The sequence below is a fragment of the Planomonospora sp. ID82291 genome, assembly GCF_015711645.1.
GTDB lineage: Bacteria > Actinomycetota > Actinomycetes > Streptosporangiales > Streptosporangiaceae > Planomonospora.
Map to the genome: position 1 here is coordinate 986,978 of NZ_JABTEX010000003.1, position 20,841 is coordinate 1,007,818.

The following is a 20,841-nucleotide window of genomic DNA, read 5'->3' on the forward strand; positions in this document are numbered from 1 at the left end:
CCCACCCGTCCGAACGCACGCGGGTTTCGGCTCGGCCCGGATCAGGCCGCCTCATGTCGCCCGGCCCCCGGCGACTCCCCCCGCCCGCCGTCGGGCTCGCCCCTGGGGCGTCCGGCGCGCGCCCGAGGCGAGCGGTGGCGGCCCCGGCTGAAGTTTTCCCCCGGAACGCCCCCGGCGCCGTGTCGTGGTGCGCGTTCCCGGTGCGGAGAAGGCCATGGTGGGGGACCCGGATCGCGGGCACGCGTCCGGACGACCGTTCACCGGAAAGGACCTGACCATGTCCCATCCCGACACCACCGCCGCGGACGCGCAGACGGGCCGCGGGTGGCCGGACCCCGCCTCGCTGGACGTCGACTCCGAGCGGCTGGACGCGCTGCTGGGCAGGGCGATCGTCGACGCCGGGGCCACGACCTCCGCGGGCCTCGTCGTGCTGGGCATGCGGCTCGGCCTCTACGAGGCGCTGGCCGGCGGTCCGCTGACGACCGCCGAGCTCGCCGCGCGCACCGGTACGGCCGAGCGCTACGTGCGGGAGTGGGCCAGGTCCCAGGCCGCCGGGGGCTATCTCACCCACGACCCGGACGGCGACCGGTACGGCATGGCGGCCGAGCACGCGCTGGCGTTCAACCCGCGGGGGCCGCTGAACCTCGCGACGATGTTCCGCTTCGCCGTGCGCGCGCTGACCGGGCTCGACCGGCTGGAGGCGGCCATGCGCAGCGGCGAGGGCATCGGCTGGCACGAGCAGGACGACGAGCTCGTCGCATCGGTCGCGGACTTCTTCCGGAGCGGGTACGCCGCGCACCTGGTGACCGAGTGGATCCCGGCCCTGGACGGCGTGCACGAGCGGCTCACCGCGGGCGCCCGGGTGGCCGACGTGGGCTGCGGGTACGGGGTCACCACGATCCTGATGGCCCAGGCCTACCCGGCGTCGGCGTTCGAGGGCTACGACTACCACGACGTCTCGATCGAGCGGGCGCGCAGGGCCGCCGAGGCCGCGGGCGTCTCCGGCCGGGCGCGGTTCACCGTCTGCGCGGCCACCGAGATCCCGGCGGGCGGGTACGACCTGGTCTGCACCTTCGACGCCCTGCACGACTACGGCGACCCGGTCGGCGCGGCCCGGCGCATACGCGAGGCGCTGGGCGGGGGCGGGACCTGGCTGCTGGTGGAGCCGGCCGCCGGAGACCGGGTCCAGGACAACCTCCACCCGGTGGGGCGCATGTTCTACGCGGCCTCGACCTACATGTGCGTGCCCAACGCCGTCTCCCAGGGCGGTTCGGCGATGGGCGCGCAGGCGGGCGGGCGGGCGGTGCGCGCGGTGCTGGAGGAGGCGGGCTTCACCGACGTGCGCCTGGTGGCCTCCACCCCGGTCAACCACGTCTACCAGGTGCGCCCCTGACGCGGAGCCGTGCGTCCCGGCCGGGGGACGGTCCGCCGCCCGCGGGGAACGGCGGCGCGGGCGGGGAATCGTCGGTGCGGTCTCCTAGGGTGGGCGCGTGACACGAGCGAATGACGATGTGGCCGCCGCCCTGGAGGAGTACGCCGAGCTGTTCGCGATGACGGGCGGTGACGCGTTCCGGGTCCGCAGCTACCAGAAGGCCGCCAAGGCCATCGCGGGCTTCCCCGAGGACATCGCGACCGTGGCCGTGCGCAGTGTGCCGGGCGTGGGCGAGGCGATCGCGAAGAAGGTCGAGGAGTACCTCGGCCGGGGCGGGTTCCGGCAGCTCGACGAGTTGCGGAGCCGGGTCCCCGAGGGGGTGCGCCGGCTGACCCGGGTGCCCTCGCTCGGGCCGAAGAAGGCGGTCTTCCTCTACCAGGAGCTCGGCGTCGACTCCCCCGAGGCGCTGGCCGAGGCGATCAGGGCGGGGCGGCTCAAGGGGGTGAAGGGGTTCGGTCCCACGACCGAGGCGAACCTCCTGCGGGGCGTCGAGCAGCTCGCGCGGACCGGCGCGCGGGTGCACGTCGGTGTGGCCATGGAGCTGGCCGAGCGGGTCGTCGCCTCGCTGCGGGACGGGGCCGAGCGCATCGCCTGCGCCGGGTCGCTGCGCCGGATGCGCGACACCGCCGGCGACGTCGACGTGCTGGCCGTCGCGCCCGAGTCGCTGATGGCCGACTTCACGGCCAAGCCGTACGTCGCGGAGGTCATCGCCTCGGGTGCGAAGAAGACCTCGATCCGCACCCACCAGGGCGTGCAGGTGGACCTGCGGCTGATCCCGGCCGGGTCGTGGGGCGCCGGCCTGCTGTACTTCACGGGGTCGCAGGCGCACAACGTGCGCCTGCGGGAGATCGCCGTGAAGAAGGGCTGGAAGCTCTCCGAGTACGGCCTCTTCGACGGCGACCGGGTGATCGCGGCGGCCGAGGAGGAGGACGTCTACCGGGCGCTCGGCATGGAGTGGATCCCGCCGGCGCTGCGCGAGGACGGCGGGGAGATCGCCGCCGCGCTGGAGGGCGGGCTGCCGCGGCTGGTCACCCTGGAGGATCTCCGGGGCGATCTGCACACCCACACCGACCTGACCGACGGCATCGCCTCGCTGGAGGACATGGCGGCCGCCGCCGCGGCGCGCGGCCACTCCTACTACGCGGTCACCGACCACGCTCCGGACCTGGCCATGCACCGGATGACGCTGGACAAGGCGCTGGCGCAGCGCGAGCGGATCACCCGCCTTCAGGGTAGGTATCCGGACATGCGGCTCCTGCACGGCACCGAGCTGAACATCGGCCCGGACGGCTCGGTCGACTGGCCGGCCGAGATCCTGGCGGGCTTCGACGTGTGCGTGGCGAGCGTGCACTCGCACTTCGGGCAGTCCCGCGAGGAGATGACCCGGCGGCTGGTCGCCGCGTGCGAGAACCCGCACGTCCACGTCATCGGCCATCCCACGACCCGGCTGATCGGCCGGAGGGAGCCGGTGGACGCCGACTGGGACGAGGTCTTCCGCGCCGCCGCCCGCACCGGCACCGCGATGGAGATCGACTCCATGCCCGACCGCTCCGACCTGCCCGCCGACCTGGTGCGGCGGGCGCGCCACCACGGCGTGGTCTTCTCCGTCGACAGCGACGCCCACGCGGTGCCCCACCTGGCGGGCCAGCGCTTCGGCGTCGGCATCGCCCAGCGCGCCTGGCTGACGCCCGAGGACGTGGTCAACGCCTGGCCGCTGGAGCGGCTGCTGGCCTTCCTGGGCCGCTGAGGATCCGCGGATCCGCACCCCCCCGCAGGATTACATGCTTTCCTAGTAGGAAATAGCTGCAATGAGGGGATGGTGCCGCATGCCGCACGAGACCGCCGCAGGGCCGACCGCCGGACCCGCTACCGGACCCGCAGGGCCGACCGCCGGACCCATCGTCAAGCCGCTGCCGCCGGAGCTGTTCGACGTGCACGGCCCCTGCGCCGAGATGCGCTGGGAGGCCATGCGCGGCGCCGGACACCGGGTGCCGACCGACCGGTTCTTCGTGCGCAACCACACCCGCACCCCGGTGATCGACGCGGCGGCCTGGCGGCTGGAGCTGCACGGCTCGGGCCTGCGCGCGCCGCGGAGCCTCGGCTACCGGGAACTGCTCGCCCTGCCCTCGGTGACCCGGGACGTACTGATCGAGTGCGCGGGCAACGGCCGGCGGTTCTTCGCCGACCAGCAGCACCAGGAGGTCTCCGGCACCCCGTGGCGGCTCGGCGCCGCCGGGGTGGCCCGCTGGCGCGGGGTGCCGCTGGCCGCGGTGCTGGAGCTCGCCGGGATCACCCCCGAGGCCGTCGACGTGATGCCCCGGGGGCTCGATCCCCGCTACGTGGCCGACGGCGTCGACCACGGCCGGGTGCGGCGGCCGATCCCGGTCGCCAAGGCCCTCGACGACGTCATCCTGGCCTACGCGATGAACGGCGGGCCGCTCCCGCCCGACCACGGGCACCCGGTCCGGCTGGTCGTGCCGTCGTGGATCGGGCTGGCCTCGATCAAGTGGGTGGGCGACATCGAGGTCTCCGCCGAGCCGCTCTCCTCACCCTGGACCACGGAGTTCTACCGGATGTCCGGCGGGGACCATCCGCCGCAGGGCGGTCCCCCGCTGACCGTCCACGGCGTCAAGAGCGTCTTCGAACTGCCCTGGGACGCCGTCCTGGCCGCCGGGCGCCCGCACGTGCTGCACGGCCGCTCCTGGTCCGGCCGCGGCCGGATCACCTCGGTCGAGGTGAGCGCCGACGGCGGCGCCACCTGGCGGCCGGCCCTGCTGCACGGTGCGCGCGCCGCCTGCGCCTGGACCCGCTGGCACATCACCTGGACCCCTCCGGCCGACGGCCCGCACACCCTCATGGCCCGCGCGACCGACGCGACCGGCGCGACCCAACCGATGGAAAGCCCTTACAACGAATTGGGATATCTCTTTAACGCGGTTGTGCGCCGTCCGGTGCGGGTCATAAACGTCTAGCGGAACCGCCAGCGGCACGGAAACATGGCCCCTACGGATAAACCGGCCGCCGCACCCCCATGACCTGCACATGCGTTGATCAGGCAGGACACGTTGCCGAAATCGGCGTTCGCCATTGCGGATTTCATCTGAAAGACTCCTCCGGTTGCTCCACGGAAACGCAGACGAAACGAACCGGGGTGATGATGACAGAATCTGTTCCGACGGTCCGTTCCCATTCTTTCCGCCGAGAGGCTCCGCCGATGCGCCAGTTGACCCCGCTCGACGCGCAGTTCCTGCACGCCGAGTCGGCGACCACCGCCGCCCACGTCGCGGGGGTGGCCGTGCTGGATCCGAGCCGCACCCCCGAGGGCAGGATCACCCGCGAGGCCCTGATCGCGCTGCTGCGCGACCGGCTGCACCTGGCCCCGGCCCTCCGGCTGCGCCTGGTGAGCGTGCCGTTCGGCCTCGACCATCCGTACTGGGCGGAGGACCCCTCCTTCGACGTCGCCCACCACGTGCACGAGACGACGCTGCCGATGCCGGGCGACGACGCCCAGCTCGCCGAGGCGGTCGCGCGGCTCCACGAGCGGCGGCTGAACCGCCGCCGCCCGCTCTGGGAGATGCACCTGATCCAGGGCCTGACCGGCGGCCGGGCCGCGCTGTACGTCAAGGTCCACCACTGCGCCATCGACGGGGTGTCGGGCGCGGAGACGCTGGCCGCGCTGCTGGACCTGACCCCCGAGCCGCGCGCGGTCGAGCCTCCCGCCGAGCGCCGGCCGACCGCCGCGCCGGGGATCGTCACGATGCTCGCCGGGGCCGTCACCCGGTCGGCGACCCACCCGCTGCGGGCGCTGCGCTCCCTCGGCCGGGCCGCGGCCGACCTCGACGCGATCCCGCTCGCCGCGACCCTGCCGGGGGCCCGCCTGGTGGCCGCCACGACCCGGATGATCCTCGGGACGACCCGGGACCTGCCCGCGCTGCCCTCGCTGGCGGCCCCGCGCACCCCGTTCAACGGCCCGATCAGCGCCCGCCGCCGCTTCTCGTACGGTTCCGTTCCGCTGGCCGACGTCCGGCGGGTGGCCAGGTCGTCCGGGATCAGCGTCAACGACGTGGTCATGGCCCTGTGCACCTCGGCGCTGCGCTCCTGGCTGCAGGAGCGCGGCACGCTCCCGGACCGGCCGCTGATCGCCGCGGTCCCGGTCTCGGTCCGTACGGCACGCGGCGGCCGGGCCGGACAGGGCGGGCAGGACGGCCGGGGCGCCGTCGGCAACCAGATCTCCGCCATGATCACGCCGATGCCGACCGACGTCGCCTGCCCCCGGGAGCGGTTGCAGGCCGTGGGGGCGGCGATGCGCACCGCCAAGCGGCGCTTCGCCGGCTCCCCGTCGACCTGGCCCAGCGAACTGACCTCGATGGTGCCCGCGCCGGTGACCGCCCTGGCGACCCCCGCGCTCTTCCGGCTGGCCTCGATGGGGGCCCCGCCGGTCAACCTGATCGTCTCCAACGTGCCGGGGCCGCAGTTCCCCCTGTACCTGTGCGGGGCCCGGGTGCTCGGCTACTACCCGATGTCGGTGCTCAGCGACGCGACCGGCGGGCTCAGCATCACCTGCTTCTCCTACGACGGCTCGCTCGACTTCGGCGTCGTCGCCTGCCCGGACCGGGTCGAGGACGTCTGGCGGCTGATGGGCCACCTCCAGGACGCGATGGACGAGCTCGTCGAGCTGGCCGGTCCCGCCCCGGTCCCGGCTCCCGCCCCGGTCCCCGTTCCCGGTACGGCTCCCACCGCGGCTCCCACCGCGGTCCCCGTCCCTGCTCCCGGCCCGGCTGCGGCTGAGGCTGCGGCTGCGGCTGCGGCTGCGGCTGCGGAGCCGAGCCCGGTCTGAGCCGCGGTCACGCCAGGGCGTGCACGATCAGCTCGGCCACCGCGTCGGGATCGATGTGGTGGCCGGTGAGCTGGCAGAGGTTCTCCTGGTGGAGCAGGACCGCGGCGAAGGTGACCGCGGCGACCTCCAGCCGGGCGGCGCCCCCGCGCGCCCCGGGCAGGGCCAGCTCCAGCGCGAACCGGGCCCGGCGGATGATCTCGCCGTTGAGGTGGCCCAGCCGGGCGCGGACCGAGCCGTGCGTGTCGGCCTCGCGGAACAGGATGCGCCGCATGGCCGGGGAGGCCCTGATCGGCAGGCGGCGGGCGAGCCGGGACAGGGCGCCCGCCGCGTCGCCGGGGACGGACTCCCCTTCCGGGGACTCCTCCACCAGCGTGCGCTCGTCGACCAGCGCGACCAGCACGTCGATCTTCCGGGGGAAGTAGTGGAAGACGAGGCCCTTGGGGACGTCCGCCAGGCGGGCGATCTCCGCCGTGGGGGTCGCCTCGTAACCGTCGCGGGCGAACAGCTCCTCGGCGGCGTCCAGGATGCGGGCGCGGGTGCCCGGCTCCCCCCTCCTGCCGGGGCCGCCGGGGCGCCGCGGTCTCCTGGCACGGTCACGGAGGCTTCCCACAGCCCGACGATAACCTCGCGGGCCGGGCGGATTCCATGTCGCCGGGGGGACAGGGCCGTACGCGCTCAGTCACCGGCCCCGACGGAGGACAGCAGCAGGGGCAGGGCCCGGCGCAGTTCCCGGTTCCAGTAGGTCATGTTGTGCCTGCCCCGGTAGAAGTGCGTCTCGACCGGGATGCCCAGCTCGCCGAGCCGGTCGGTGAAGGCGGTGGCCGCCTTGCGGGCCAGTTCCTCGGTGACGTCGCCGAACAGCTCGCCCGGCCGCGGCCGCCCGTCGCCCGCCGACACGTAGAGGCGCACGCCGCGCAGATCGGCGGCCCGGTGGTAGGGGTCGTGCTCCTCCCAGACCTCCCGGTCGCCCTGCGGGTCGCCCCAGATGCGCTTCCAGTCGGTGCCGAAGCAGCCGGCGGCGGTGCCGAGCATGACGGCGAGGTCGACGCCGGGCAGCAGCGTGTGCACGGCGCCGCTGAAGGAGGCCGCCGCCGTGAACCGGCCGGTCGCGGCGTAGAGCATCGCGCCCTGGCCGCCCATCGAGTAGCCGGCGATCGCCCGGTCGCCGCCCGCGCCGTACCGGCTCTCCAGCAGGGGCAGCAGTTCCTCCAGGTGGTGGGTGGCCCACCGGGGCGGTCCGCCGTCGCCGCCGTTGTACCAGTCGGAGTAGCTGCCGCACCGGCCGCCGTCGGGCATCACGACGATCACCGGGGCGTCGGCGGTCAACCGCTCGACGTCCGAGCGCGACCAGCCCCGGTGGTCGTCCAGGCCGCCGTGGAGCAGCCACAGGGTGGGCCAGGTCCGGCCGGAGCCGGCCGACCAGCCCTCGGGCAGCAGCAGCCGTACCGTGGTGACGTCGTCCAGCGCGGCCGAGCGCAGGGTCAGGTCCATCCGGCGCCCGCCGGACCGCCGCTCCCGGAGGACCTCGATCCCCTCCGGCGTCCGCGGGGTCCCCGTGGCCCGCGGGGTCGCGCTCGCCCGCGGCCCGCCGGTGGCCGGGGCGCCCGTCGGCCCGGCGTCCGGGCGGCGCTGGCTCGTGATCAGTGCGATCGTCGCCGCCACCACCAGGACGAACAGCCCGGTGAGGACCACGGCCCCGACGAGGAGCCCTCGTAGCCGTGAACCGGGTGCCATGCGAGCCGCCTCCGCCCGTGCGCCGACCCGGCACATGCTAACGCCGGGACGATCTCCCATGATGCTCAGGAAGTGAGTGAACGCCGGGCAATAGAGTGGCGGGCATGAGCCTTTCTGAGCTGAACCTCTTCCCGCTCTGCCTGGGCGGCAACGTTTTCGGCTGGACCGCCGACCGGGACGCCTCCTTCGCCGTCCTGGACGCCTACGCCGGGGCGGGCGGCAACTTCATCGACACCGCGGACGCCTACTCCGAGTGGGTCCCCGGTAATGTCGGCGGCGAATCGGAGACGATCATCGGCGAGTGGATGGCCTCCCGGGGCAACCGCGACCGGATGGTCGTGGCCACCAAGGTCGGCTCCCTCTCGACGCGCGACGGGCTCTCGGCGGCGAACATCCGCGCCGCCGCGGAGGACTCGCTGCGGCGGCTGCGGACCGACCACATCGACCTGTACTGGGCGCACTTCGACGACCCCAAGACCCCTCTGGAGGAGACCCTGGAGGCGTTCGACGCCCTGGTCCGCGAGGGCAAGGTCCGCAACATCGGCGCGTCCAACCACGACGCCGCCCGGCTGACCGAGGCGCTGGAGATCTCCGACCAGAAGGGCCTGGCCCGCTACGGGGTGCTCCAGCAGCACTACAACCTGATGGAGCGCGGCTACGAGGGCGCGTTGCGCGACGCGGTCGTCGAGGGGTGCCTGACCAGCACGCCGTACTACGGCCTGGCGCGGGGCTTCCTGACCGGCAAGTACCGGCCGGGGGCCGAGGTGGACAGCCCGCGGGCGGCCAAGGCGTCGGAGTACCTCGCCACCGAGCGCGGCCCGCGGGTCCTGGCCGCGCTGGACGAGGTGGCCGCCGCGCACGGCGCCGTCCCGGCGACGATCGCGCTCGCCTGGCTGGCGGCCCAGCCCACGGTCGCCGCGCCGATCGCCAGCGCCCGCGACGTCGAGCAGCTCCGGCCGCTGCTCGCGGTCGCCGAGGTGAAGCTGACCGACGAGGAGCTCGCCCTGCTGGACGAGGCCTCCCGGTAGGAGACGCCCCCGGGAGCGGGCGGGGCCCGGCCGCTGCGGGGCAGGCGGAGGGCCCGGCCGCCCCGAGGCGGCCGGGCCCTCCGGCGGGACCCGTGATCCGGGACCCGTCCGGCGGTCGCCGCGGACTGCGGGGACCGCCGGACGGCCGGTGCGCGGGACCCGCGCGCAGGGGCACTGCGCGAGGCCGGTGCGCGGGGTCAGTGCGCGAGGCCGGTGCGCGGGGTCAGTGCTCGGCGGCCTTCTCGGCGCCGACGCCGGTGAGCGCGCGGACCTCGATCTCGGCGTACTTGGCCGCGTTGTGCTCCTTGCTGAGCCTGGTGCCGATCCAGCCGGCCAGGAAGCCGATCGGGATCGAGAGCAGGCCCGGGTTGCTCAGCGGGAACCAGGAGAAGTCCGCGTCCGGGAAGAGCGCGGTGGGGCTGCCCGACACCACCGGCGAGAAGACCACCAGGACGAGTGCGGAGACCAGGCCGCCGTAGATGGCCGAGGTCGCGCCCGCGGTGTTGAAGTCCTTCCAGAACAGGCTGTAGAGGATCGCCGGCAGGTTGCCCGAGGCGGCCACCGCGAAGGCCAGGGCGACCAGGAAGGCCACGTTCTGCCCCTGCGCGAGGATGCCGAGCCCGATGGAGAACGCCCCGATGACGAAGGCGGAGATCCGGGCGACCAGGACCTCCTCCTTGTCGGTGACGTTGCCGCGCTTGAAGACGTGCGCGTACAGGTCGTGGGCGAAGGACGAGCTGGAGGCCAGCGTCAGGCCGGCGACGACCGCCAGGATGGTGGCGAACGCGACCGCGGCGATGATCGCCAGCAGGACCGTGCCGCCCACCGCGCCGAAGATCTCCTCGCCGATCTTCTTGGCGAGCAGCGGCGCCGCGGTGTTGCCCGCCTTGTCCATCGCCTTGCTGTCGACCAGCGCCGCCGCGCCGAAGCCCAGCACGAGGGTGAGCAGGTAGAAGCTGCCGATGATGCCGATGCCCCACAGCACCGACTTGCGGGCGTCCTTGGCGGTGGGCACGGTGTAGAAGCGGATCAGGATGTGCGGCAGGCCCGCGGTGCCGAGCACCAGGGCCAGGCCGAGGCTGATCAGGTCGAGCTTGCCGGCCAGGCCCTGCGCCTCGGTGGCGTACTTGCCTCCGGCGTTGAGGAAGGCGTCGCCCTTGCCGCTCTTGGCGGCGGCGTCGCCGAGCAGGGAGGAGAGGTTGAAGCCGTACTTGCCCAGGACCAGCAGGGTGACCAGGGTCGCGCCGCCCATGAGCAGCACGGCCTTGACGATCTGCACCCAGGTGGTGCCCTTCATGCCGCCGACGACCACATAGATGATCATCAGGACGCCGACGCCGACGATCGTCAGGGCCTTGCCCGTCTCCGAGGTGACGCCGAGCAGCAGGGTGACCAGCGCGCCCGCGCCGACCATCTGGGCCAGCAGGTAGAAGATCGACACGACGATGGTGGAGACGCCCGCCGCGGTGCGCACCGGGCGCGGGCTCATCCGGAAGGCCAGCACGTCGGCCATGGTGAACTTGCCGGAGTTGCGCATCAGCTCCGCGACCAGCAGCAGCGCCACCAGCCAGGCGACGAGGAAGCCGATCGAGTAGAGGAAGCCGTCGTAGCCGGACAGGGCGATGATGCCGGCGATGCCGAGGAAGCTGGCGGCCGACATGTAGTCGCCGCCGATCGCCAGGCCGTTCTGCGCGCCGCTGAAGGACCGGCCGCCGGCGTAGTAGTCGGCGGCGGTCTTGGTCTGCCGGCTGGCCCAGAAGGTGATGCCCAGCGTCGCGGCGACGAAGACCAGGAACAGGATGGTCGACAGGGTCTGGGAGCTCATTCGGTCCGCCCCTCGATCTCGTGGCGGATCTCGTCGGCGATCGGGTCGATCTTCTTGTCCATGTGCCGGGAGTAGGCCCAGGCGATGCCGAACGTGGAGACGAACTGCAGGAAACCGAAGATCAGGGCGACGTTGATGTTGCCCAGCACCTTGGTGCCCATGAAGTCGCGCGCCCAGCCGGACAACACCACGTACAGCAGGTACCACGCGAGGAAGGCCGCGGTCATGGGGAACGTCCAGGCGCGGAAGCGGCGCTTCAGGTCCTGGAACCGCTCGCTCGCCTGCGCCTGTTCGTAGACCGACGCGTCATGTTGTCTGGTGGTCAAGGGGGAGACCTCCCACGGATGTGATCTGGATCACGGCCACCGTAGGAGCGGCGGACACCCCGCGAGGAGGCCTGCGCACGCGCTCTTCGCCCAGCCGCCGCCCGGCCGCGTTCAGCTGGGGGACGCCTGCGGCGAAAGGTCCGTCCCGTGCGCCGAACGGCGCGACGGGCGCGTCACGTTCCCTTGGGGCGCCAGTCGCCGCGGTCCACCTTCAGCGTCTCGGGGGTGTGCAGGCGCACCATCGTGCGGGCCACGCCCTTGGGGATCCGGCCGGGCGTGAGCAGGGAGACGACGACCATGACGAGGAACGCGATCGGGACGGTCCAGGCCGCCGGCTGGGCCAGCAGCGCGCCGGCCAGGCCCGTGTGGGGACCGCCGGCGATCGTGGCGAGCACCGCCGCGCAGGCCAGTCCCCCGCCGGTCAGCAGTCCCGCCATCGCGCCCGCGTCGGTGAACCGCCGCCACCAGATGCCGAGGACCAGCAGGGGGCAGAACGACGAGGCGGCGACCGCGAACACCAGTCCCACCACGTCCGCCACCGGCAGCGCGCGCGCCGCGGTGGCCAGCGCCAGCGGGACGAGCACCGCCAGCACGGTCGCCACCCGGAACGAGCGCACCCCGCCGCGCAGGATGTCCTGCCCGATCACTCCGGCCACCGAGACCGTCAGCCCCGACGAGGTGGACAGGAACGCCGCGAACGCCCCCGCCGTCACCAGCGCCGAGAGCAGGTCGCCCGCCGTGCCCCCGACCAGGCGGCCCGGCAGGGTCAGCACCACCGCGTCGGTGCGGCCGGTCATCAGCAGCTCGGGGGCGTAGATCCGGCCGAGCGCGCCGTAGACCGCCGGCAGCAGGTAGAAGGCGCCGAGCAGGGTGAGCACCACCAGCGTGGTACGGCGGGCCGCCCGGCCGTCGGGGTTGGTGTAGAAGCGCACCAGCACGTGGGGCAGGCCCATGGTCCCCAGGAAGGTCGCCAGGATCAGCGAGTAGGTGGAGTACAGCGGGTAGTCCCTGCTCTCCAGCGGCAGCGCCCACTGCCGGTCGCTGAGCGCGGGCAGGTTCTCGGCGTGCGGCACGGCGGCGCCCGCCGGGAAGGCGACCGTCGTCTCGCGGGCGACGGCGTGCGGACCGGGGGCCAGCGTGATCCGCGCCCGGTCCAGGGAGCGTCCGTCCAGACGGCCGGTGACGGTCACCCCGACCGGCTCGGTCACCCGCACGGTGACGTCCACGGCGACGGTGACCGTGGTCCGCTCGGCGAACACCGGGGGCGTCCGCGCGGTCGGGGCGGGGGCGCCGTCCGCCCGCCAGGCCAGCAGCAGGAAGACCGCCGGCAGGGCGAGCGCGGTGAGTTTGAGCCAGTACTGGAAGGCCTGCACGAACGTGATGGAGCGCATCCCGCCGGAGAGCACGTTGACCGCGACGACGACGGCCACCAGCAGGCCGCCGGCCCACACCGGCGCGCCGGTGATCGTGCGCAGCACCAGCCCGGCGCTCTGGAACTGCGGCATGAGGTACAGCCAGCCGATCAGCACCACGAGCACGCTGGCGCTGCGGCGCACGGTCATCGACTCCAGGCGGGCCTCGGCGAAGTCCGGGAGCGTGTAGGCGCCCGACCGGCGCAGCGGCGCGGAGACCAGCACCAGCAGCACCAGGTAGCCTCCCGTCCAGCCGACCGGCAGCCAGAGCATGTCGGCGCCGTGGGCCAGGATCAGCCCGGCGACGCCGAGGAACGAGGCGGCCGACAGGTACTCCCCGCCGATCGCGGAGGCGTTCCACAGCGGCGAGACCGTACGGGAGGCCACGTAGAAGTCGGAGGTCGTGCGCGACAGCCGGAGGCCGAAGACGCCGATGAGGACCGCGGCCAGCACCACGACGACGACCGCCGCGACCCCGTAGGCGGCGTTCACGCCGGTCCCCCGGCCCGGCCACCGGACCCGGACCCGGCCACCATCGGTGCTCCCGTCGGCCTCACGGCCCCCGCCGCCGCTCCGGCCGGCTTCGCGGTCACTGCCGCTCCACCAGGTCGGCGAAGTGGCGCTCGTTGCGCTCGGCCTGCCGGACGTAGAGCCAGGCCCCGGCGACGAGCCCCGGATAGACCAGCCCGGCGAGCAGCGCCCAGGGCAGCGCCACGCCGAGCAGCCGCACCTCCCGCAGCTCCGGCACGAGCTGGAACAGCAGCGGCAGGCCGCCGACCACGCAGGCGAGCACGGTGCACACGAACAGGGCCAGGCGGAACTGGGTGCGCACCAGGGAGCGCATGTACACCTCGCCCAGGCGGGTCTGCTCGTCGATCTCCCGGGTGGCGGGGTACCGGGAGCGGCGGGCCGCCTGGGTCCTGGGGCTGGTCACCACCTCCCGGCGGGGCCGCTCACCGGGCCGCACCAGCCGGTCGGCCACGCGCAGCGCCCGGTCGCCGCGGCGGCGCGGCGCGCTCCCCCGGTCCCCCGTCCCCCGCTCCCCTGGGCCGCTTCCTCCGCCCCGGCCCGAGTCCCCGCCGGGGCTCCGCACCGCGTCCCGCCCGGTTCCGCCGTCGCCCGCGTCCCGCCCGGCCGTCATTCGGACCTGCCCTTGCGGGCGCGCCGCACCAGCAGGTCGCGCAGCTCACGGGTGTGGCGACGGCTGACCGGGATCTCGGTCTCGCCGATGCGGACCACGCAGCGGCCCGAGTCGATGTGCAGCTCGTCGATGTGCTTGACCGCGACCAGGTGGCTGCGGTGCACCCGGACGAACCCGGCCGAGGCCCAGCGCTCCTCCAGCGTGGCCAGCGGGATGCGGACCAGATGGCTGCCGCCGGCGGTGTGCAGACGGGCGTAGTCGCCCTGCGCCTCCACGTAGCGGACGTCGGTGCTGGAGACGAACCGGGTCACGCCGCCGAGCTCCACCGGGATCGTCTGCGGGTCGGCGCGGCCCCCGCCGCCGTCGCCGTCCGGTAGCTCCGCCGAGACGCAGACCCGCCGGATGGCCTCGGCCAGCCGTTCCGGGCGGACCGGCTTGAGCAGGTAGTCCTCCGCCTTGATCTCGAAGGCGTCCACCGCGTGCTCCTCGTAGGCGGTCACGAAGACCACCCGGGGCGGGTTCGCGAACTGCGAGAGCAGCCGGCCGAGCACCACCCCGTCCAGGCCGCGCATCCGGATGTCGAGGAAGACCGCGTCGATCGGCCGCCCGTCGGCGATGGCGCGGTCCAGGACGCGCAGCGCCGCGGCCCCGTCCCGGGCCAGGGACACCTGGTCGATACGGGGGTCGTCGCGCAGCAGGTAGGCCAGGTCCTCGAGCGCGGGAAGCTCGTCGTCCACCGCCAGAACGCGCAGGCCGGTCACGCTCGCTCCTCCGGGTCGTACGTCAGGGGAATCCCTAGAGGGTGATGAATCAGACATCACGTGTCAACCGTATCCGGCCTGCTCAGCGTGCGGAGCGGCTCTCTGTGGAGATGCGGCGTCGATCAGTCGGCGGACACTCCGGGATGGTACTTGGGCAGGCGGACGCTCACCTTCGTTCCGGCGCCCCGGCCGGTCTCCACCACCAGGCCGTACTCGTCGCCGTAGACCTGGCGCAGCCGCTCGTCCACGTTGGCCAGGCCCACCCCCCCGGTCCCCGACCGCGCGTCGGCGTCGCCGGCCAGGATGCCGCGGAGCCGGTCGGGGTCCATGCCGACCCCGTCGTCCTCGACGCTGATCCGGCACTCGGCCCCCGCGTCCTCGGCGAGGATCGAGATCCGCCCCGCCCCGGGCTTGCTCTCCAGGCCGTGCCGTACGGCGTTCTCCACCAGGGGCTGCAGGCACAGGAACGGCACCGCCACCGCGAGCACCTCGGGCGCGATCCGGAGCGTGACCCGGAGCTGGTCGCCGAAGCGGGCGCGCTCCAGGGTCAGGTAGCGGTCGATGGAGCGCAGCTCCTCGGCGAGCGTGGTGAACTCCCCGTGCCGGCGGAAGGAGTAGCGGGTGAAGTCGGCGAACTCCAGCAGCAGCTCCCGGGACCGGTCGGGGTCGGAGCGGACGAAGCTCGCGATCGTGGTCAGCGAGTTGTAGATGAAGTGCGGGGAGATCTGCGCGCGCAGCGCCCGGACCTCGGCCTCCATCAGCCGGGTCCGGGAGCGGTCGAGCTCGGCCAGCTCCAGCTGCGAGTTCACCCAGTTCGCCACCTCGTGGGCGGCGCGGACCAGGCCCGCGGAGGCGTGGCCGCCGTAGGCGGCCAGCGAGCCCACCACCCGGCCGTCGGTGGTGAGCGGCACCACGACGGCGAACCGGATCGGGCACTCGGGCAGATCGCAGGAGACGACCTCCGGGCCCAGGACCTGGGTCCGGCCGTCGGCCAGGGTCTTGCCGGCGTGCTCGAAGGCCTCGCGGGCGTGGTGGTCGCCCTCGCCGTCGTAGACCAGCAGCCGCTGCTCGTCGGCGATCGCCAGCGCCGGTGAGCCGAGCAGCGCGCGCAGGTGCCGGCAGGCCTTCTGCGCGCCCGCCTCGGTCAGCCCGGCCCGCAGCGGCGGAGCGGCGAGCGAGGCGGTGTGCAGGGTCTCGAAGGTGGCCCGCTCGGCGGGACTGCTGCCCAGCTCCCGCCGTCCGCGCAGCACCCGCCAGAGCACCAGGGCGGGCACGCCGACCAGGGCGACGACCAGCAGCACGGCCACGACGGGTTCCACGCCCCGGACCCTATCCGCCCCGGGCGTCCTCCGGCGACGCCGTACCGGTGACCCGGCGGGGCGGCCTCGGCACCACGGCGGGGCCGCGCCCCGGAGTCCGGGACGCGGCCCCGCAGGAGGGTCACTCGGTCGCGCGGGAGGGCCGTACGGCCGGCGCCGCCCGCGCGGTCCCGTCCCGGACGTCACCGGTCACGCGGTCGCGCGAGAGGGCCGTACGGCCGCGCGGGTCAGACGCCCGCGGTGACCTTCGGCGCCTCCCGGTCGAGGTGGGCGCGGAGCTGCTCGCCCTCGATGTCGACGTTGGGCAGGACGCGGTCCAGCCGGCGGGGCAGCCACCAGGCGCTGTCGCCGAGCAGGGACATCACGGCCGGCACGATCGTCATCCGGACGACGAAGGCGTCGACGGCGACGCCGAGGGCCAGGGCGAAGCCCATCGACTTGATGATCGGGTCGTCCATGAGCACGAAGCCGCCGAAGACGGCGATCATGATCAGCGCGGCGGCGGTGACCACGCGCCCGCCGTGGCCCATGCCGTTGACGGTGGCCTGCCGGGCGGTGTCGCCGTGCACGAAGTCCTCCCGCATCCGGGAGACCAGGAAGACCTGGTAGTCCATGGCGAGGCCGAACAGGATGCCGATGAGCAGGATCGGCAGGAAGCTGACCAGCGGACCGGCCCGGTCCAGGCCGACCAGGTCCGCCAGGTGGCCCTCCTGGAAGATGGCGACGGTGATGCCGAAGGTGGCGCCGACGGTGAGCAGGAAGCCGAGGGCCGCCTTGACCGGCACCAGCACCGAGCGGAAGACCAGCATCAGCAGCAGGACGGACAGGCCCACGACGAGCAGCAGGTAGACGGGGAGCGCGTCCGAGAGCTTCTCGGAGACGTCGATGCCGACCGCGGTGACGCCGGTCAGCGCGACCTTCGCGCCGGAGACGCCGGCGACCCGCTTGCGGATCTCGTGGACCATCGTCTCGGTGGCCGCGTCGGTCGGACCGGTCTTGGGGATCACGGTCAGCAGCGCGGTGGTGCCCTGGGCGCTGAACCCCTGCGGGGCGGCGGCGAGGACTCCGGGCGTGCCCTGGATCAGGGTGGCGGCCTGCACCGCGGCCTGCTGCGCGGCCGGCGCGGAGTCGGCCGTGACGACGGCGACCAGCCGGCCGTTGAAGCCGGGGCCGAAGCCCTCGCTGACCAGGTCGTAGGCCTGGCGCGCGGAGGAGCCGGCCGGCGCGGAGCCGGCGTCGGGCAGCGCCAGGCGCATGCCCGCCGCGGGGACGGTCAGCGCGCCCAGGACGACCACGCCGGCCAGGATGAACGGCAGGCGGTGGTGGGTGACGAAGTACCCCCAGCGGAAGGCGAAGGGGTGCCGCCCGCCGTCCGCGCCGCCATCCTCACCGCCGTCGCCGCCGTCCGCGCCGCCGTCCTCACCGCCGTCGCCGCCGCCGTCGCCGCCGTCGCCGCCGTCCGCGCCGCCGCCGGTCTCCGGCGCGGCGGCGCGGTGCCTGCGGGGCAGGATGCGGCGGCCGGCGAAGCCGAGCAGCGCGGGCTGCAGGGTGATCGCCACCAGTACGGCGACGGCGACGGTGCCGGCGGCGGCCAGGCCCATCACGGTCAGGAACGGGATGCCGACCACGGCCAGGCCCGCGAGCGCGATGACCACCGTGGCGCCGGCGAAGACGACGGCCGAGCCGGCGGTGCCGACGGCGCGCGCGGCGGCCTCCTCGGGCTCCAGCCCGTCCACCAGGTTCTGCCGGTGCCGGGAGGTGATGAACAGCGAGTAGTCGATGCCGACGGCCAGACCGAGCATGAGGGCCAGGACCGGGGCGGTGCTGGTCAGCTCGATCGCGCTGCTGAGGGCGAACAGCCCGGCCATGCCGGCGCCGACGCCGATGAGCGCGTTGAGCATGGTCATCCCGGCGGCCACCAGGGAGCCGAAGGTGATGATGAGGACGACGGCCGCGACGGCGACGCCGAGGGCCTCGGTCGAGCCGATCTCCGGCTCGGCGGAGGTGACCTCACCGCCGGCCTCCACCTGCAGGCCGGTGCCCCGGGCGGCGGCCCCCACCTCCGCGTACGCCTCGCGCTGGGCGTCGGTGACCTCGTCGCCGCGGGCGGCGAACTGCACCTGGATCAGGGCGTACCGGCCGTCCGGCGAGACCGCCTTGGTCTGGAACGGGTCGAGGGCGGCCAGCACGCCGGGCAGCGCCGAGGCCTCCTTGACCAGGGCCTGGACGGTCGCGCCGTCCTGTCCGGAGGTCAGCTGCCGCCCCTGGGGCGCCGCGACCACGATGGTGCCGGTCGCCCCGGAGGCCTGCGGGAACTGCTCGGCCAGGGTGTCGAGCGCGCGCTGCGACTCGGTCCCGGGCATCGTGAAGTTGCCGGCCGTCGGGCCCATGAAGGCGACCGCGGCGCCGCCGAGGGCGGCCAGTACGGCGAGCCACAGGGCGAGGACCGTCCGCCGGTGGCGGAACGAGGCTCGGCCGAGCCGGTAGAGCAGGGTGGCCATGAAGCATCCTTGTCGGAAATATCGGGAAGAACGAGAGAGTGATCGGGGTGCCGTCAGGCACCGGCGGGGTCGAAGGCGCCGCAGGACGCCGCTGGGGTCGAGGGCGCCGTCAGACGCCGCTGGGGTCGAGGGCGCGCGCCGCGCCGCGGACCAGGGCGGAGCGGAGTTCGGCGTCACCGATCCCGCACGGCTCCATGCAGACGACCGGGACGCCGCCGAGCACCATCAGCGCCGCGGCGCGGGCCGCGGGCGCCGGCGAACGGCCGGCGAGGGCGTCCAGGAGCCGGTCCTTCATCTCCTGCACCCCGGCGAAGGCCGGGCGCTGGAGCAGGTCGGGCAGGTCGCCGTACAGGACGGTGACCTCCCGCCGGAAGCGCATCACGAGGTCCACGAACCCCTCGACGGCCGCGAGCCGCACGGCCCCGTCGTCGAGGGCCGCCAGCCGCGCCTCGAGCTCCTCGAAGGCCCCGACCGCGGGCGCCAGCAGCTCGGTGAGGATCGCGTCCTTGCCGTCGAAGTGGTACAGCAGGGCGGCCTTGGAGCAGCCGACCGCCCCGGCGATGTCCTGGAGCGAGGTGCCCTTGAAGCCGGTCGCGGCGAAGAGCCGGGACGCCGCGTCCAGGATCTCCTCACGGGTGCCCGAGCGGGCGCTGCGAGACATCGGTGATCCACCTCCTCCTCAAGAATGCCTGTCCGATCGGTCAGTTCCTGACCGATCGGACAGTTTTCGGGAGTGGTTTATCTCACATTTCGTCCCGCCGGGTCCCCGCCCGGGTCACCAGCCGACCACCGCGTCCCCCGCGACGAGGGAGCGGGCGATGACCATCCGCTGGACGTCGTTGGTGCCCTCGCCGATGGCCATGAGCGGCGCGTCGCGGTAGAGGCGCTCGACGACGAACTCCTGGGAGTAGCCGTAGCCGCCGTGCACCCGCATGGCCTCCATGGTCGTGCGGAGCGCGACCTCCGAGGCGAAGTACTTGGCCATCGCGGCCTCGGCGGTCACCGCGCCGCCCTCCGAGCGGACCGCCGCCCAGTAGGTGAGCAGCCGGGCGGCCTGGATCTCGGTGGCCATGTCGGCGAGCTTGAGCTGGACGGCCTGGAAGTCGGAGATGGGCCTGCCGAAGGCGTGGCGCTCGCGGGAGTAGGCCAGCGCGGCGTCGTAGGCGCACTGGGAGACGCCGACCGCGCGGGCGGCGATGTTGATCCGGCCGAGCTCCAGCGCCGACAGGGCCTGCTGCATGCCCCGGCCCTCCACCCCGCCGAGCAGCGCCGACGCCGGGACGCGCACGTCGTCGAGGACGACCTCGCAGGTCTCGGTGCCCCGGTAGCCGAGCTTGGGCAGGTCGCGCCCGACGGTGTAGCCGGGGGTGCCGGCCTCGACGAGGATCAGGGACATGCCGCGGTGGGCGGGCTCGGTGACCGAGGTCTTGACCAGGACGGGCATCGGGTCGGCGTGCCGGGCGTTGGTGATCCACGTCTTGACGCCGTTGATCACGTAGTGGTCGCCGTCGCGGACCGCGCGGGTGCGGATGCCCTGCAGGTCCGTGCCCGCCCCCGGCTCGGTCAGCGCGATCCCGGTACGGCGGGCGCCGGCGGCCAGGTCCGGCAGGTAGGCCTTCCGCTGCTCCTCGGTCCCGTACCGGGCGATCATCCACGCGGACAGGGAGTGCGAGCCGAGCACCCCGGCCACGCCCATCCAGCCGCGGGCGATCTCCTCGAAGACCAGGGCGAACGAGACCCGGTCCAGCGCCAGCCCGCCGTACTCCTCGGGGACGGTGACGCCGAACAGCCCCAGCTCCCGGAACCGTTCGACGATCTCGGCCGGGTAGCGGCCGGTGCGCTCCCACTCCGGGGCGACCGGCGTGATCTCGGAGTCGACGAACTCCCGCAGGGTCCGCTGGAACAGCCGCTGCTCGTCGTTCAGCTCGAAGTCCACCCCTGGAAGGTCCTTTCGGTCGTGGCGCGGAAGCCGGGCGCGGTCCTCAGATCGTCATCGGACCGGTCCTGGCCTCGGGGAAGTGGTCCTTGTCGTGGGGCGCGTCGCGCTTGTAGACCATCACGCTCCGCCGCCAGGACATGATCTCCTCGCCGTCCTGGTTGAGGCCGCGGGTGCGGCAGGCGACGATCCCGGCGTAGGGCCGCGACGCCGACTCCCGCGTCTCCAGCACGATCGACTCGGCGTAGACCGTGTCGCCGACGAACACCGGGTGGGTCAGCCGGATCTCGTCCCAGCCGAGGTTCATCGACGCGTTCTGGCTGACGTCGATGACCGACAGGCCCAGCACGACGGCCACGGTCAGCCCGGAGTTGACGATGATCCGGCCGACCGGGGCCCGCTCGGCGAAGCGGACGTTGAAGTGGTTCTGGTTGGTGTTCATCGTCAGCAGGGTGAACCAGGTGTTGTCGGCCTCGCTGATCGTGCGGCCCAGCGGGTGGCGGTAGACGTCGCCGACGACGAAGTCCTCGTAGTACCGGCCGAGGCCGGGTCCGTGCACGGTCACGCGCTCTCCCTGGGTCGCGGGACC

The 20,841-nt window shown here is 73.9% G+C and carries 17 protein-coding genes; 5 read left to right on the plus strand and 12 right to left on the minus strand.

The annotated features are described in order from the left end of the window. Positions 1 to 277: 277 nt before the first annotated feature. The 4 genes from HS045_RS23630 (at position 278) to HS045_RS23645 (ending at position 6,269) form a co-directional block, all read left to right on the plus strand. Positions 278 to 1,393, plus strand: coding sequence for a class I SAM-dependent methyltransferase (locus HS045_RS23630; RefSeq protein ID WP_196453577.1), 1,116 nt, complete (start codon positions 278 to 280; stop codon positions 1,391 to 1,393). 97 nt (positions 1,394 to 1,490) lie between these two features. Further along, positions 1,491 to 3,179, plus strand: coding sequence for a DNA polymerase/3'-5' exonuclease PolX (gene polX, locus HS045_RS23635; RefSeq protein WP_196453578.1), 1,689 nt, complete (start codon positions 1,491 to 1,493; stop codon positions 3,177 to 3,179). 79 nt (positions 3,180 to 3,258) lie between these two features. After that, entirely contained in the window at positions 3,259 to 4,404 is a 1,146-nt protein-coding gene (locus HS045_RS23640; protein WP_230884552.1) for a sulfite oxidase, read from the plus strand. 242 nt (positions 4,405 to 4,646) lie between these two features. Then, positions 4,647 to 6,269, plus strand: coding sequence for a wax ester/triacylglycerol synthase family O-acyltransferase (locus HS045_RS23645; RefSeq protein ID WP_196453580.1), 1,623 nt, complete (start codon positions 4,647 to 4,649; stop codon positions 6,267 to 6,269). 7 nt (positions 6,270 to 6,276) lie between these two features. Here HS045_RS23645 and HS045_RS23650 read toward each other — a convergent pair whose 3' ends face one another. Together HS045_RS23650 and HS045_RS23655 are read right to left on the minus strand one after the other, a co-directional pair. Continuing rightward, positions 6,277 to 6,879 carry a helix-turn-helix domain-containing protein gene (locus tag HS045_RS23650; protein ID WP_307827667.1) on the minus strand — a complete coding sequence of 201 codons (603 nt, stop codon included), beginning with the start codon at positions 6,877 to 6,879 and terminating at the stop codon, positions 6,277 to 6,279. Between the two features lie 65 nt (positions 6,880 to 6,944). Further along, on the minus strand, positions 6,945 to 8,003 hold the full coding sequence (locus HS045_RS23655; RefSeq protein ID WP_196453581.1) for an alpha/beta hydrolase family protein: 1,059 nt from the start codon (positions 8,001 to 8,003) through the stop codon (positions 6,945 to 6,947). A 104-nt stretch (positions 8,004 to 8,107) separates the two neighbouring features. Between HS045_RS23655 and HS045_RS23660 the strand changes: the two genes are divergently transcribed. Beyond that, the gene (locus HS045_RS23660) at positions 8,108 to 9,031 is read left to right on the plus strand and encodes an aldo/keto reductase (protein WP_196453582.1); all 924 of its coding nucleotides are present in this window, start codon (positions 8,108 to 8,110) and stop codon (positions 9,029 to 9,031) included. A gap of 223 nt (positions 9,032 to 9,254) precedes the next feature. On the opposite strand, the gene HS045_RS23665 is transcribed toward HS045_RS23660, so the two are convergent. The 10 genes from HS045_RS23665 to HS045_RS23710 all read right to left on the minus strand — a co-directional run bounded on the left by HS045_RS23665 (position 9,255) and on the right by HS045_RS23710 (position 20,817). Further along, positions 9,255 to 10,856 (minus strand): cation acetate symporter, encoded by a 1,602-nt coding sequence (locus HS045_RS23665; RefSeq protein ID WP_196453583.1) that lies wholly within the window; start codon positions 10,854 to 10,856, stop codon positions 9,255 to 9,257. Then, on the minus strand, positions 10,853 to 11,182 hold the full coding sequence (locus tag HS045_RS23670) for a DUF485 domain-containing protein (protein WP_196453584.1): 330 nt from the start codon (positions 11,180 to 11,182) through the stop codon (positions 10,853 to 10,855). The genes HS045_RS23665 and HS045_RS23670 overlap by 4 nt, the downstream gene beginning before the upstream one ends. Before the next feature lie 173 nt (positions 11,183 to 11,355). Then, positions 11,356 to 13,086 (minus strand): cation acetate symporter, encoded by a 1,731-nt coding sequence (locus HS045_RS23675; RefSeq protein WP_196453585.1) that lies wholly within the window; start codon positions 13,084 to 13,086, stop codon positions 11,356 to 11,358. A 97-nt stretch (positions 13,087 to 13,183) separates the two neighbouring features. Then, positions 13,184 to 13,735 carry a hypothetical protein gene (locus HS045_RS23680; RefSeq protein WP_196453586.1) on the minus strand — a complete coding sequence of 184 codons (552 nt, stop codon included), beginning with the start codon at positions 13,733 to 13,735 and terminating at the stop codon, positions 13,184 to 13,186. After that, positions 13,732 to 14,496, minus strand: coding sequence for a LytTR family DNA-binding domain-containing protein (locus HS045_RS23685; protein WP_196453587.1), 765 nt, complete (start codon positions 14,494 to 14,496; stop codon positions 13,732 to 13,734). Before HS045_RS23685 ends, HS045_RS23680 begins: the two co-directional genes overlap by 4 nt. Before the next feature lie 122 nt (positions 14,497 to 14,618). Next, a complete protein-coding gene (locus HS045_RS23690; RefSeq protein WP_196453588.1) occupies positions 14,619 to 15,815 on the minus strand; it encodes a sensor histidine kinase in 1,197 nt (398 codons plus the stop codon). 227 nt (positions 15,816 to 16,042) lie between these two features. Beyond that, entirely contained in the window at positions 16,043 to 18,316 is a 2,274-nt protein-coding gene (locus HS045_RS23695) for an MMPL family transporter (protein WP_196453589.1), read from the minus strand. A 109-nt stretch (positions 18,317 to 18,425) separates the two neighbouring features. Further along, a complete protein-coding gene (locus HS045_RS23700; RefSeq protein ID WP_196453590.1) occupies positions 18,426 to 18,977 on the minus strand; it encodes a TetR/AcrR family transcriptional regulator in 552 nt (183 codons plus the stop codon). A 114-nt stretch (positions 18,978 to 19,091) separates the two neighbouring features. Further along, positions 19,092 to 20,252, minus strand: a complete 1,161-nt coding sequence (locus HS045_RS23705; RefSeq protein ID WP_196453591.1) for an acyl-CoA dehydrogenase family protein — start codon at positions 20,250 to 20,252, stop codon at positions 19,092 to 19,094. Positions 20,253 to 20,298: 46 nt separating this feature from the next. Then, positions 20,299 to 20,817, minus strand: coding sequence for a MaoC family dehydratase (locus tag HS045_RS23710; RefSeq protein WP_196453592.1), 519 nt, complete (start codon positions 20,815 to 20,817; stop codon positions 20,299 to 20,301). Between the last annotated feature and the right edge of the window lie 24 nt (positions 20,818 to 20,841).

Bases quoted from the DNA above. Each gene is read 5' to 3' on its own strand.
- HS045_RS23630 (WP_196453577.1), top strand. From the start codon at position 278: ATGTCCCATCCCGACACCACCGCCGCGGACGCGCAGACGGGCCGCGGG.
- HS045_RS23640 (WP_230884552.1), top strand. From the start codon at position 3,259: ATGCCGCACGAGACCGCCGCAGGGCCGACCGCCGGACCCGCTACCGGA.
- HS045_RS23645 (WP_196453580.1), top strand. From the start codon at position 4,647: ATGCGCCAGTTGACCCCGCTCGACGCGCAGTTCCTGCACGCCGAGTCG.
- HS045_RS23655 (WP_196453581.1), bottom strand. From the start codon at position 8,003: ATGGCACCCGGTTCACGGCTACGAGGGCTCCTCGTCGGGGCCGTGGTC.
- HS045_RS23660 (WP_196453582.1), top strand. From the start codon at position 8,108: ATGAGCCTTTCTGAGCTGAACCTCTTCCCGCTCTGCCTGGGCGGCAAC.
- HS045_RS23665 (WP_196453583.1), bottom strand. From the start codon at position 10,856: ATGAGCTCCCAGACCCTGTCGACCATCCTGTTCCTGGTCTTCGTCGCC.
- HS045_RS23680 (WP_196453586.1), bottom strand. From the start codon at position 13,735: ATGACGGCCGGGCGGGACGCGGGCGACGGCGGAACCGGGCGGGACGCG.
- HS045_RS23695 (WP_196453589.1), bottom strand. From the start codon at position 18,316: ATGGCCACCCTGCTCTACCGGCTCGGCCGAGCCTCGTTCCGCCACCGG.
- HS045_RS23700 (WP_196453590.1), bottom strand. From the start codon at position 18,977: ATGTCTCGCAGCGCCCGCTCGGGCACCCGTGAGGAGATCCTGGACGCG.